Source organism: Vreelandella sp. L-15, assembly GCF_056857635.1.
The window spans coordinates 1-12,850 of record NZ_JBSXNN010000062.1 but is presented as its reverse complement, the minus strand read 5'-3'; the positions used below and the strand labels follow the sequence as shown (position 1 = coordinate 12,850).

The following is a 12,850-nucleotide window of genomic DNA, read 5'->3' as shown; positions in this document are numbered from 1 at the left end:
ACGTTGTTGAGTTGGAAAGCGCTGCGATGTAGGAGACCCCTCTTTCTCAGTAATCTTAACGGGTTATGCTAATGAAAGAAGTAGCACTTTGGGGGAAGAGCGATGTGTATTGCTGGCAAGGAAACGGCAAATGCCGTAATTATCGTTATAACGCGCTAAACTATTGCCCTTATTTTCAATGCTGCCCTTATGCACACTCGGCCTAAGCCATAGGAGCTTATGTTTAAGCGCTATTTGCCTATTTTTACCTGGCTGCCCCACTACCATAAGCGTTTGCTTGGAGCCGACCTTCTGGCGGGCTTAATTGTGACCGTTATGGTCATACCTCAATCGCTAGCTTATGCCCTGCTTGCGGGATTGCCAGCCGTGGTAGGCCTCTATGCGAGTATTCTGCCGCAACTGCTGTATACCTTTCTTGGCACCAGCCGCACTCTGGCGGTAGGGCCAGTCGCCATCATCGCGCTGATGACTGGGGCCGCGCTATCCTCGGTGGCTGCGCCTGGTACCCCCGAGTACCTGCAGGCTGCGCTGGTGCTCTCGCTGCTCTCAGGTGCCATTTTGGTGGCCATGGGCGCGCTAAAGATGGGCTTTTTCAGCAACTATTTAAGCCACCCGGTTATTTCGGGCTTTTTAACCGCTTCGGGAATTTTGATTGCCGTTAGCCAGTTAGGCAGCCTGCTGGGCGTTTCAAGCAGCGGTTTCACTCTGGTAGAGCGCCTGATGACGCTACTGCCTAACCTGCCTACGTTTAACCCTTATACAGTTGCCATTGGCGGTGGAACGCTGCTGTTTCTGGTGTTAATGCGCCGCTATGGCAAACAAAGCTTGATAAAGGTAGGCCTTCCCGCAGCACTCGCTGATTTAATGACCAAAGCAGGGCCCGTCTTTGCCGTGGTGGTCACTACGTTGGCGGCGTGGCACTGGCAGTTGGCTTACGAGCATGGGGTAGCCGTGGTCGGCACTATTCCCAGCGGTCTGCCCGCACTTAGCTTTCCCTGGGGGGATGCGTCGTTATGGCGAGCACTATTAATACCCGCCATGTTGATTAGCCTAGTGGGGTTTGTCGAGTCGGTTTCTATGGGGCAAATGCTGGCAGCAAAACGGCGCCAGCGTATCTCCCCCAACCAGGAGCTGATTGGCTTAGGGGCCGCCAACTTAGCGGCAGGGTTTACCAGTGGCATGCCTGTCACCGGCGGCTTATCCCGCACCGTCATCAACTACGATGCGGGCGCACAAACGCCTGCTGCTGGGGCCTTTGCCGCGCTCGGCATTGCACTTGTGACCATGGCATTTACCGGCTGGCTCTACCATCTACCCATTGCAACGCTGGCGGCCACCATCACGGTGTCTATTTTGACCCTGGTGGATATCCCCATGCTGCGCCAAACCTGGCGCTACTCCCGTAGCGACTTTGCCGCCATGGCGGTCACGATTCTATTAACACTGGTGGAAGGCATTGAAGCGGGCATTATTGGTGGGGTAACACTTTCCATTGCGCTCTTTTTATACCGCACCAGCCGCCCTCACAGCGCTTTAGTGGGCCGAGTGCCGGATACCGAGCACTTTCGTAATGTAGAGCGGCATGATGTGGAGACGGTGAGCAACGCAGCCCTACTGCGCATCGATGAGAGCCTCTACTTCGCCAATGCCCGCTATCTCGAAGACACCGTCTACAACTTGGTGGCCAGCCGCCCAGAGCTTGAGCATGTCGTGCTGATCTGTTCAGCAGTCAACCTGATTGACGCCTCGGCCTTGGAGAGTCTGGATGCCATCAATGCTCGCTTGAAAGATTCCGACGTCAAACTGCACTTATCAGAGGTGAAAGGCCCGGTGATGGACCAGTTGAAAAAAAGCGACTTCCTGGATGCGTTAACCGGGCGGGTATTTTTAAGCACCTACGCGGCATGGCGGCAATTCTCTTAGCTTAGGAACGCATAAACCACTGAAAATCCAGGCAACCGCCTGGCTTTTTTTGTGAGCCTAAGGACTATTTTTGACTGCCCACCAGAACAGCGTTGACAGCCTCTCTAGCCTTACCTACTATCACTCGACCACTTAGCAAAACCAAATACCGCATAGCAAAACATAAAGTAACTGAACGTAACGAGCCCAAAAGCAACAATCACAATAGAAGCAACCACAATAAAGGAGCATTTCAATGCGTCCGTTTGCTCACCGCCTACTCATCGCCGCACTTCCCCTTTCTTTATTGAGTGCATCAATCAGCCATGCCAGCGAGGTAGAACTCCCTGGCACTATGGCCTGGACGGCCTACGGCACCAACTCTAGCGGTTACGCCCAAGCCGTTGCGATTGGCAATATGCTGCAGAATAAGTACGACTCTTCTGTGCGCATTCTGCCTGGTGATAACGATGTTTCCCGTATGACGCCCCTTAAACAGGGTCGCGTTGACCTGTGCGCTTGCGGTATCGCCAGCTACTACGGCGCTGAAGGGGTCATGATGTTTGCCGACCGCGATTGGGGTCCGCAGCCGCTGCGCGTGATTACCACCTCTACCGCGTCGTTTGGTCTGTCGCTGGCTGTGGCGGGTGATTTGGACGTTGAAACCCCCGCCGATTTAGCAGGCAAACGCATTGCTTATATTCGCGGTGATGATGCCCTGAACAAAGGCACTGAGGCGTACCTTGCCTTCGGCGGCCTAACCTGGGATGACGTTGAACGCGTTGACTACCCCGGCTATGCCCGCTCTTTCGACGGCATTATTGCTGGCGATGTGGACGCCTCGTTCACTACCACCGTTACACCGCCCGCTCAGCAGCTCGCGAGCAGCCCACGGGGCGTTAGCTGGCCGGTGCTTGACCCTAACGATGAAGCTGGCTGGGAACGCATGGCGGCGGTGGCACCCTACTTCCGCCCCCATGAAGTCACCGCCGGTGCAGGCGGCATTAGCGCCGACAACCCGGTACCCAGCGCCAGCTATCCCTACCCCATTGTGGTGGCGAATCAAGACCTTGAAGACAATGTCGCTTACGGTTTAATCAAAGCGATGCAGGAAAACTACGACGACTACAAAGATAACGCGCCGGGTGCAGTGGGCTACGCGCTGGAGTACCAGGATCTACAGTGGGTAATCCCATTCCACGACGCAGTGGTGGAGTACTACAAAGAGATCGACGTGTGGACCGATGAGATGCAGGCCCACCAAGACCAACTCGTTGAGCGTCAAAACGTATTAATGCAGGCCTGGGAGCAGTTTATGCAAGACGCATCCAGCGATGCCGATACGTTTACTACTGACTGGATGGCCGCCCGCGCCACGGCGCTCACCGATGCTGGGTTCGAGCCGATCTTCGAGTAACTCGCCACGGGGCGGCGCTCGCCGCCCCTGCTGATTGATGGAACGCCCTATGACCACCGATACCGCACCTGCCAGCACGCCGCAGGTTAAAGAAAAGATCAGCCAAATCCGCGAGCTGCCTCTGGCGCTTCGTTGGGTGCCTGCCACCGTCACCGTATTACTGATGATGATGACGCTGGACTACCTGTTTAACTGGGGCTTGCTCACGTTCGTGACCGGGCTGGAAACTCAGTTTTACTATGCAGTGGTGGCACTGCTTCTGCCGCTCGTGTTTCTGCTATGGCCCATGCGCAGCAGCCAACAGGAGCAATCCATTCCCTGGTATGACTACCTGCTTAGCGCTGTCACGCTGATCGTGGGTGGCTACTTTGTGTATAACGCTGTTCCCATTCTGGAGCGCGGCTGGGCGTTTGCAGCTCCGGATATCGCCATTTATTTCAGCTATGCCTACTGGTTATTGATTATCGAAGCCGCCCGCCGAGCCGGCGGTTTGCCGATTGCCATCATTGCCGGGGTGTTCTCGCTTTACCCCTTAGTAGCCGATATCGTTCCTGGCCCCATCCAGGCATTCCCTTCTAGCCTGCCTGAAACGGCGATGTACCACACCATGAGCACCGAAAGCATCATGGGGGTTCCGCTACAGGCGTTTGCGGGCCTGGTGATTGGCTTTCTGGTGTTTGGCGTGGTGCTGCAAAAAAGCGGCGGCGGCAAATTCTTCATTAATTTAGCCTTTGCGCTTTTAGGCCATGTACGCGGCGGCCCGGCTAAGGTGTCGATTTTTTCCAGCGGCCTGATGGGTTCCATGAGCGGCAGCGTGATCAGTAACGTGCTGACCACTGGGGTGCTCTCGATTCCGGCCATGCGCCGCATTGGCATGAGCCGCTCGTTTGCGGGCGGTGTGGAAGCCTGCGCCTCAACCGGTGGCGTATTGATGCCCCCAGTGATGGGTGCCACCGCCTTCGTGATGGCCATGTTCCTGGATATTCCCTACTCAGCGGTGGCGCTGGCAGCGGTCATTCCCTCAATTCTCTATTTCCTTGGCCTGTTCATTCAAATTGATGCCTATGCCGCGCGCAATGACATCAAAGGCCTGCCCGCCATAGAGCTGCCGTCGATTAAGCAAACCCTGAAAGAGGGCTGGTACTTTATCTTCGTCTTCGGCCTGCTGGTATGGATGCTGCTGATCATGCAGCGCGAAGCGGTTGCCCCGTTCTATGCGACCGCCCTGCTGTTAGTGCTCAACCAACTCTCTAAGCAGAACCGCTGGGGTTGGAAGGATGTCACCGAAACGCTCTCGTCAGCGGCCAAGCTATTTGCCGAACTTATCGCCATTCTGGCGGGCGTTGGTATGTTGGTAGGCGCGCTCTCCATGACCGGCCTGTCGGGCACCATTGCCAACGACTTTATCAATATCGCCGGCGGCAGCGTGCCATTGCTGCTAATTATGGGCGCGGTCACCAGCTTTGTGTTGGGCATTGGCATGACCGTGACAGCAGCCTATATCTTCCTGGCGGTGGCGCTCGCCCCTGCGCTGATTCAAGGCGGCGGTCTGGACCCCATGGCGGTGCACATGTTCATTCTCTACTGGGGCATGCTCAGCTTTATCACGCCACCCGTGGCACTCGGTGCTTTTGCCGCCGCTACCGTGGCCGGTGCCCGTCCTATGGAAACCGGCCTGCAGGCCATGCGTCTAGGCAGCGTGATTTACTTTATCCCCTTCCTGTTCGTACTGAATCCCGCGCTGATCATGCAGGGCGAACCATGGATGATCATTGCCGTGTTTATCCAAGCGGTCATCGGCATCATCCTGTTTGCCTCCGCGATGCAAGGCTACCTGATGGGCGTGGGTCGTTTGGGTTACGGCGCGCTGCAGGAAATCGTGATTCGTGCGCTGGTACTGATCGCGGGGCTACTGCTCGCCCTACCGGGCGGCGGCATGGTACCGCTAAGCCAGTGGGAGTTGATTGGTTTAGCCGCTGTGGCGCTGCTACCCGCCGTGGTGCTTGCCCGCCTTAGCCAGCGCCATCACCAGCGTTCGCTCACTGCCAACGCTTAATGCCACCCTCGAGGATTCTTATGAGCACAAAAACAAATCTCACCCTCGTACTCGGTAGTTTAACGGCAGGCCTGCTGGCGGCTGGCAGCGCCAGCGCCATGCCTAGCACGCTGAACTGGACCGCGTATGGCACCGGCACCAGTGGCCATGCGCAGATTATGGCCATCAGCCAGCTGCTACAGGAGGAGCACGGCACTCAGTCCCGCGTCATCCCGGGTGAAAACGACACCATGCGCATGACACCGCTGAAAACTGGCCGCGTGGATCTCTGCGCATGCGGCATTGCCAGCTACTACGGCTCTGAAGGCGTGATGATGTTCGCCGGGCCGGACTGGGGCCCGCAGCCCATTCGGGTGATTTCTACCTCCATGGCCAGCTTTGGGTTAGGTATGGCCGTGGCAGGCGACGTAGAGATGGATTCCATCGCCGATCTGGAAGGTAAACGTCTAGCCTACCTGCGCGGCGACGACGCGCTGAACAAAGCCGCTGAAGCCTACCTAGCTTTCGCGGGTTTGACCTGGGATGACGTCGAGCGCGTTGACTTCCCCGACTACAACGCCGCCTTCGACGGCATTATCAGCGGCCGTGCCGATGCCGCTATTACCACCACCGTGACACCGGCGGCGCAGCGGTTAGCGGCTAGCCCTCGTGGCTTACAGTGGCCAGAACTGCCCACTGACGATGAAGCAGGCTGGGCACAGATGCTGGAGGTGGCCCCCTACTTCCAACCCCACGACGTCACTTCAGGCGCAGGTATTAACGCTGACCACCCGCTTGCCAGCGCCAGCTACCCCTATCCGATCATGGTGAGCAACGCCGATTTAGCGCCAGAAACCGTCACCGGCTTGATCACCACGCTAGTGGAGTCCTTCGACGACTATAAAGATAACGCCCCAGGGGCTAGCGGCTATGCCCTTGAGAATCAAAACATGACCTGGGTGGTGCCTTTCCACGATACCGTGGTGGCGTACTACCAAGAAAGCGGTGTATGGACCGATGAAATGGACGCCCACCAGAACGCTTTGGTGGAGCGGCAACAGCTGCTAATGGACACCTGGGAAGCCTATCAAGCCGATGCGCCCGAAGACGAAGCGGCGTTTATCGACGGCTGGATGGAAACCCGGCGGGCTGCCTTACAAGAAGCTGGGTTAAACCCCGTTTTTTGATGTTGCTTCAATCACGACGGAAATCATTACCTAAGGCCGCCTCTGCGCGGCCTTTTGTTTAGCCAACAACGTTCCGCAATGCAGAACGTTGTTTTGCATTATTGACTCCAACGGCGTCTTTCGCCATGATCACCTAATTCCGAATAACAACTTTAAATTTCATATAGCGAAATACGGGAGCCACTATGAGTGTTCACTACCAGCGACATGGCGAGGTCGGCGTCATTAGTATCGCTAACCCGCCCGTCAACGCATTGAGCCAAGCGGTGCGTAGCGGTTTGCTCAGCGCCCTTGAAGAGGGGTTGGCCGACCAGCAGGCCCAAGCACTGGTGGTGATAGCAGAGGGGCGAACCTTTATCGCCGGGGCCGATATACGTGAATTTGGTAAGCCGCCCCAGGCACCGCTGCTACCGGATGTCATTACACAGCTAGAAGCCTGCCCCAAACCGCTCATCGCATCGCTACACGGCACTGCGCTGGGAGGCGGCTTAGAAGTCGCGCTGGGTTGCCACTATCGAATTGCGCTGACAGGCACCCGCGTTGGTTTACCGGAAGTGAAGCTTGGCTTACTGCCCGGCGCAGGCGGTACCCAGCGGCTGCCCCGTTTGGTAGGTGTTGAAAGATCCCTAGAAATCATCACCAGCGGGCGCTTTGTAGACGCCGCTGAAGCGCAGGATATCGGCATTATCGATGCCATCAGCGATGCCCAAACACCGCTGGAAGCGGGTTTGGCAGCGGCAAAAGAGGTATTAGCGGGACAACAGCAGGCGCGCATCACCGGTCAGTTACCCGCTCCAGAGGCCAACCCCCTGGCCATTGCTGCCATGCGAGAGCAGCTTGAAACCAGCGTACCAGCTCTGTTCTCTCCGTTTCGCATTGTGGACGCCGTTGACGCCTGCACCAAAGCCACATCTCTGGAAGAGGGTTTGCGCCGCGAGCGTGAGCTATTTCTTGCCTGTATGGACTCCCCGCAGCGCGCAGGGCTGATTCACCTCTTTTTTGCCGCTAGAAATCCCCATGTCGTCCCTGGCGTAGACAATGCTGAGCCCTTTGCGCAGATCGCCCTCATCGGTGAGCACACGCTGTTTGAGACGTTTCATACCGCCGCCCAGCGCGCCAACATAACGCTTACCGATACCCCAAACGATAGCACCGAGCTGTGCCTGCTCGCCCCTGGCGAAGATGTCAGCACCTGCCCTTCTCAAGCCGTCACCGTAGCGCTGCAGCCACTCACCGACAGTGCCTCAGCCACACTCCTAAGCCTAGTACTTGCCGAGCGCGGCCCGTTCCATGAATTGGTGAATCACCACGCCAGCGCGACCGACCAGCAGCGGGCTGCCTTAACGCTCAAAGCGCTGCGGGCCAACGTGGTGGTTAGCAAGTCGCCTAGCGTATTGAGCACGCTGTATAACGCCGCAAAGCAAGCGCCCGACAACGACGCTCAGTCAGCCATGGAGCAGGCGAGCCTGACGCTAGCGCAGCAAGGTGCCTGCTACCGCGAGAGCGATATTGATCTGCTGGCAGTGGAAGCGTTGGGCTACCCCCGCCATTTAGGCGGGCCGCACCGCCATGCCTCTCTGCCATCCCATTTATCGACTCACAAAAAGACGCCTTCCGAGGATGCACACTCATGAACCTGACGTTTAGCCCCGAAGAGCAGGCATTCCGCGAGGAAGTCCGCCGATTTTTAGCCGATGCACTGCCGAGCGACATCCGTGAGCGCGTGCGCCTAGGCCGCCATCTACCCGCCGATGACCACATCCGCTGGCAGAATATTCTCAGCGATCAAGGGTGGCTTGCCGCCAACTGGCCTGTTGAACACGGCGGTCCAGGCTGGGGCCCGGTGCAGCGACATATCTTCGATGAAGAGTGCGCCGCCGCCCACGCCCCTACGGTGGTGCCCTTTGGCGTCAATATGGTCGCGCCAGTGATTATGAAATTCGGCAGTGTGGAACAGCAACAACACTACCTGCCGCGGATTCTTAATAACCAGGACTGGTGGTGCCAAGGTTATTCTGAGCCGGGCGCTGGCTCGGATTTGGCGGGCTTATCCACCCGCGCCGTGCTCGATGGCGACCACTACATCGTCAACGGGCAGAAAACCTGGACGACCCTGGGCCAGCACGCCAATATGATGTTCTGTTTGGTGCGCACCGACCCCCACGCGAAAAAACAGGCGGGTATCAGCTTCTTGCTGATCGATATGCAGACCCCCGGCATTACCGTACGGCCGATTATTACCCTCGACGGTGCTCATGAAGTCAACGAAGTGTTTCTCGATAATGTGCGCGTGCCAGTAGAAAACCGCGTGGGTGAAGAGGGCCAAGGCTGGACCTGCGCCAAATTCTTGCTTACCCACGAGCGCACCGGCATTGCCGGGCTTGGCCACGCTAAGCAGGCACTGCGCCATTTGAAGTCCCTCGCCTCCCGTATGCAGCATCGCGGCAAGCCGCTTTTATCGCTCCCCAGCTTTCGCCAACGAGTGGTCAAAGCAGAGCTTGAGCTGATGGCGCTGGAAGTGACCAACCTGCGCGTGATTGCCGCAGCGCGGGATGGCGGCGTGCCGGGTGCAGAGAGCTCGCTGCTAAAAGTGCGTGGCTCTGAGCTGCGCCAAGAGATCAGTGAGCTCACCCGCCGTGCGCTTGGCCCTGCTGCCCTGCCATTCTTCCCCGAGTTTCTCCATGGTGATGCGTCGCTAGATGACGAATACGCCCAAGGCGCTGCCGCCAGCGCCCAGTATTTTAATCGTCGCAAGCTGTCGATTTATGGCGGTGCCAACGAAATTCAAAAAAGCATCGTCGCTAAAACCATTTTAGGTATGTAAGGGAGTCACCATGGATTTTGCACTCACCGATGAGCAGCGCATGCTCGAAGAGACACTGACACGCTTGGTGGCCGACCAGGTAACGCCCGAGCAGCGCCGCGCTATGCTGGAAGCGCCAGCCCAAGGGGCCAGCCCGCTATGGCGCACGTTTGCCGAGCTGGGCCTGCTGCATATGCCGTTTAGCGAAGACGTAGGCGGGCTAGGCGGCGACGGCACCGATGTAATGATTATTATGCAAGCGTTGGGGCGCTGCTTGGTGCCGGAAGCGTACCTGTTTGGGTTAGTCATGCCCGGGCAGCTGCTTGCGCTATGCGCCAACCCCGCACAGCAGGAGCGCTGGCTGGCTCCGCTGTTAGAAGGTGAACACCAGCTCGCCTTGGCTTGGCAAGAACACACCGCCCGCTATGACGCGTTCGACATTTTGACCCAAGCGAGCCAACACGATGGCCAGTGGCAGCTTAATGGCCGCAAAGATGTCGTAATGAACCTCGGCAATGCCGCCGCCACGCTGGTGACCGCCCAACTGCCTACCGGCAAGCTAGGCGTGTTTATCGTCACTGCCAATACTCAAGGCGTCACCTCACATACCTACCGCACGATGGATAACCAGCCCGCCGGTGACCTAACGTTGAACAGCGTGACTCTGCCGCTAGAGAACTGCCTAAGCGAAGACGCAGGTGACGCATTGGCAGAGGTGCTGGCCCTGGGCCGCGCCGCACTTTGCGCAGAAGCCATTGGTGCAATGGAAACTGCCTGCGACCAAACCCTCGCCTACTTAAAAGAGCGCAAGCAGTTTGGCCTGCCGCTGGCCACGTTCCAGTCACTGCAGCACCGCATGGTGGATATGCACCTCCACCTGGAGCAGTCGCGCTCCATGGCAATTCTCGCCGCCACCAGCCTCTCGCTGCCTGCTGACGAGCGGGACTATAAAATCGCCGCTGCCAAGGCCTACTGCGGCGAGTCCGCGCGCTTTATTGCGGAACAAGCCATTCAGCTTCATGGCGGCATGGGTATGACCGAAGAGTGCTACGTGGCCCACTACGCCAAACATCTGGTGATGTTTGATCACTACCTGGGCGACAGCGACTATCACCTTGAGACGGTGAGCGAAAAGCTCGACGCCGCCTAAGGAGAAGCTCATGCACAGTGAAGAAACGTCACTTGTACGCGTTGAGACTACCGAGGGCGGTATCGCCGAAGTGACCATTGCGCGCCCTGCGGTGCGCAATGCCCTCAACGAGCCTACGGCCCTGGCGCTCAATGACGCATTAGCCACCGTGGCGGCTGACCCGCAGGTACGCTGCGTGATCCTCAGCGGTGAAGGTAGCGCTTTTTGCGCCGGTGCTGATTTAGCGGAATTCGAAAAGGCCTCCACCCAGCCCGCAAGCCAACGTCTGGCAACGCTTTTTCTGCCTGCGCTGCGCAGCATGATGACGATGGAAAAGCCCGTGATCGCCGCGGTGAGCGGCGCTGCCGCGGGGATTGGTGTGTCCTACGTGCTGGCCAGCGATATGGTGGTGATGGGCCGCTCGGCTTACCTAAAACTGGCCTTTATCAATATTGGCTTGATTCCCGACGGCGGCGCTTGCTGGCATTTGGTACGCAAGCTTGGCCACGCCCAAGCTTTTGAGATGGCGGCACTGGCTACCCCAATGGATGCCGAGCGCTGTGTGGCGCTGGGCTTGGCCAACCGGGCAGTGGAAGATGATCAGGTGTTAGCGGAAGCACGAGCGATGGCACAGGCCCTGGTGGCTCAGTCACCTCAAGCGCTGGGAGCAACGAAACGGGCCATGCGACAGTCAGCGAACCTGTCGCTTGACGACACGCTAACGCTTGAAGGCGCACTGCAGGATGAGTGTAAAGCCACCGATGATTTTCATGCTCGCGTGGCTGCTTTTCGTCAGCGCCGTCGTAACTGATCCAGTGCTTGCTGATAATCCGCACGCAGCGTGGCTATTTCATCGGCCACGCTGTTCAGTGTGGTAATACCCCCCACCCCTTGCCCGGCACCCCAAATATCCCGCCACGCTTTTGCCTTACTGCTGCCGCCTGACCCATAGCGCATGGCGCTTTTGTCACCCTCAGGCAGTGCCTCTGGGTCCATCCCTGCCTGCTCGATGCTTTGGCGCAGGTAGTTACCGTGCACGCCAGTAAATAGATTGGTATAGACGATATCCCCCGCAGCGGCTTCCAATACCATCTGCTTGTACGCGGGCTGAGCATTGGCTTGCTGGGTGGCAATAAAGCGCGTGCCCATATACACCATGTCCACGCCCAGCGCCTGAGCGGCAGCGATCTGCTCACCTTTGGTAATCGCCCCTGCCAGCACCAGCGGGCCATCGTAGAACTGCCTGACCTCCGCCACAAAGGCGAAGGGGTTAAGCCGCCCCGCATGGCCGCCTGCCCCATGGCAGACCAAAATTAGCCCATCCACCCCGGCATCGATGGCTTTTTTAGCGTGCCTGAGTGTGGTCACGTCGTGAAATACCATGCCGCCATAAGCGTGCACTTGCTCGACCACCCGATTGGGCGCATGCAGGCTGGTAATGATCAGCGGCACCTTGAACTCAGCGCATAGCGCCACATCGTGATCCAGACGGTCATTGGTGGGGTGCACGATCTGATTCACCGCAAACGGCGCGGCGGGCTGCTGCGGATTCTGAGCGTTATAGTCGTCTAAGGTATCGGTAATCTGCTGCAGCCACTCCCGAAGCACTTCCGCAGGCCTGGCGTTCAGCGCCGGAAACGCGCCAATAATCCCCGCCTTACACTGGGCAATCACCAGCTCAGGGCCAGAAACGATAAACATGGGAGAGCCGATAACCGGCAGCGTCATGGAGGCAGTCAGTTGGGTTAGCATACGTGGCTCATTATCATTGTTTGTAAGCCCATCAGCGTAAAACCCCAAAAAAAGGGGTTTTAAAGCATGGCCAAAATAGCTGGCATGGCCGGAACAGCCCGTAGCGGGGGTCTTTCGCCAGGGATGGCGAAAGTAGCGCCCATGGACGGGTTTACAGCGCCCCCGCCTAGGGCTATTCCGGACAGCCTCCTAAACTTACAGCTTGCTTTCCAGCTCAGGAAGAATCTCAAACAGATCCCCTACCAGGCCGTAGTCGGCCACCTGGAAGATCGGCGCTTCGTCGTCTTTGTTGATGGCGACGATCACCTTGGAGTCTTTCATGCCCGCCAAGTGCTGAATCGCACCTGAAATACCCACCGCAATATAAAGCTCAGGCGCGACGATCTTACCGGTCTGGCCCACCTGCATGTCGTTAGGAACAAAGCCCGCATCGACCGCCGCACGCGAAGCGCCAATGGCCGCGCCCAGCTTGTCGGCAATGCCATCCAGCAGCTTGAAGTTCTCGCCGTTACCCATGCCACGGCCACCGGAGATGACGACCTTGGCACCGCCGAGTTCCGGGCGGTCGCTCTGGGCCAGCTCTTCTTTGACAAAGCTGGATTGACTGTTGTCAGCGGCGAACGCT

General features: G+C 57.9%; 10 protein-coding genes. 8 read left to right on the top strand and 2 right to left on the bottom strand.

Annotation, left to right across the window (positions count from 1 at the left end; all coding sequences use genetic code 11):
- The first annotated feature begins 219 nt into the window (after nt 1-219).
- The 8 genes from AC13CY_RS09035 (at nt 220) to AC13CY_RS09000 (ending at nt 11,284) form a co-directional block, all read left to right on the top strand.
- Nucleotides 220-1,923 carry a SulP family inorganic anion transporter gene (locus tag AC13CY_RS09035; RefSeq protein ID WP_062373838.1) on the top strand — a complete coding sequence of 568 codons (1,704 nt, stop codon included), beginning with the start codon at nt 220-222 and terminating at the stop codon, nt 1,921-1,923.
- 235 nt (nt 1,924-2,158) lie between these two features.
- Complete coding sequence (locus AC13CY_RS09030) at nt 2,159-3,319, top strand: TAXI family TRAP transporter solute-binding subunit (RefSeq protein ID WP_287837116.1); 1,161 nt, start codon at nt 2,159-2,161, stop codon at nt 3,317-3,319.
- Nucleotides 3,320-3,368: 49 nt separating this feature from the next.
- A complete protein-coding gene (locus AC13CY_RS09025; RefSeq protein ID WP_074210555.1) occupies nt 3,369-5,375 on the top strand; it encodes a TRAP transporter permease in 2,007 nt (668 codons plus the stop codon).
- A 20-nt stretch (nt 5,376-5,395) separates the two neighbouring features.
- Entirely contained in the window at nt 5,396-6,541 is a 1,146-nt protein-coding gene (locus tag AC13CY_RS09020; RefSeq protein ID WP_483052474.1) for a TAXI family TRAP transporter solute-binding subunit, read from the top strand.
- Nucleotides 6,542-6,726: 185 nt separating this feature from the next.
- Entirely contained in the window at nt 6,727-8,175 is a 1,449-nt protein-coding gene (locus tag AC13CY_RS09015) for an enoyl-CoA hydratase/isomerase family protein (RefSeq protein WP_228168460.1), read from the top strand.
- Nucleotides 8,172-9,365 (top strand): acyl-CoA dehydrogenase family protein, encoded by a 1,194-nt coding sequence (locus tag AC13CY_RS09010; RefSeq protein ID WP_044629165.1) that lies wholly within the window; start codon nt 8,172-8,174, stop codon nt 9,363-9,365. The genes AC13CY_RS09015 and AC13CY_RS09010 overlap by 4 nt, the downstream gene beginning before the upstream one ends.
- 10 nt (nt 9,366-9,375) lie before the next feature.
- Nucleotides 9,376-10,494, top strand: coding sequence for an acyl-CoA dehydrogenase family protein (locus AC13CY_RS09005; protein WP_230834188.1), 1,119 nt, complete (start codon nt 9,376-9,378; stop codon nt 10,492-10,494).
- Nucleotides 10,495-10,504: 10 nt separating this feature from the next.
- The gene (locus AC13CY_RS09000; protein WP_230834187.1) at nt 10,505-11,284 is read left to right on the top strand and encodes an enoyl-CoA hydratase/isomerase family protein; all 780 of its coding nucleotides are present in this window, start codon (nt 10,505-10,507) and stop codon (nt 11,282-11,284) included.
- On the opposite strand, the gene AC13CY_RS08995 is transcribed toward AC13CY_RS09000, so the two are convergent.
- Nucleotides 11,266-12,225 carry an NAD(P)H-dependent flavin oxidoreductase gene (locus AC13CY_RS08995; protein ID WP_044629168.1) on the bottom strand — a complete coding sequence of 320 codons (960 nt, stop codon included), beginning with the start codon at nt 12,223-12,225 and terminating at the stop codon, nt 11,266-11,268. The genes AC13CY_RS09000 and AC13CY_RS08995 overlap by 19 nt on opposite strands.
- A 195-nt stretch (nt 12,226-12,420) precedes the next feature.
- The coding region (locus AC13CY_RS08990) for an FAD-binding protein (RefSeq protein WP_483052473.1) at nt 12,421-12,850 on the bottom strand (430 nt) is incomplete at its 5' end.

Coding starts and splice junctions, on each gene's coding strand:
- AC13CY_RS09035 (WP_062373838.1), top strand. CDS start 220: ATGTTTAAGCGCTATTTGCCTATTTTTACCTGGCTGCCCCACTACCAT.
- AC13CY_RS09030 (WP_287837116.1), top strand. CDS start 2,159: ATGCGTCCGTTTGCTCACCGCCTACTCATCGCCGCACTTCCCCTTTCT.
- AC13CY_RS09025 (WP_074210555.1), top strand. CDS start 3,369: ATGACCACCGATACCGCACCTGCCAGCACGCCGCAGGTTAAAGAAAAG.
- AC13CY_RS09020 (WP_483052474.1), top strand. CDS start 5,396: ATGAGCACAAAAACAAATCTCACCCTCGTACTCGGTAGTTTAACGGCA.
- AC13CY_RS09015 (WP_228168460.1), top strand. CDS start 6,727: ATGAGTGTTCACTACCAGCGACATGGCGAGGTCGGCGTCATTAGTATC.
- AC13CY_RS09010 (WP_044629165.1), top strand. CDS start 8,172: ATGAACCTGACGTTTAGCCCCGAAGAGCAGGCATTCCGCGAGGAAGTC.
- AC13CY_RS09005 (WP_230834188.1), top strand. CDS start 9,376: ATGGATTTTGCACTCACCGATGAGCAGCGCATGCTCGAAGAGACACTG.
- AC13CY_RS09000 (WP_230834187.1), top strand. CDS start 10,505: ATGCACAGTGAAGAAACGTCACTTGTACGCGTTGAGACTACCGAGGGC.
- AC13CY_RS08995 (WP_044629168.1), bottom strand. CDS start 12,225: ATGCTAACCCAACTGACTGCCTCCATGACGCTGCCGGTTATCGGCTCT.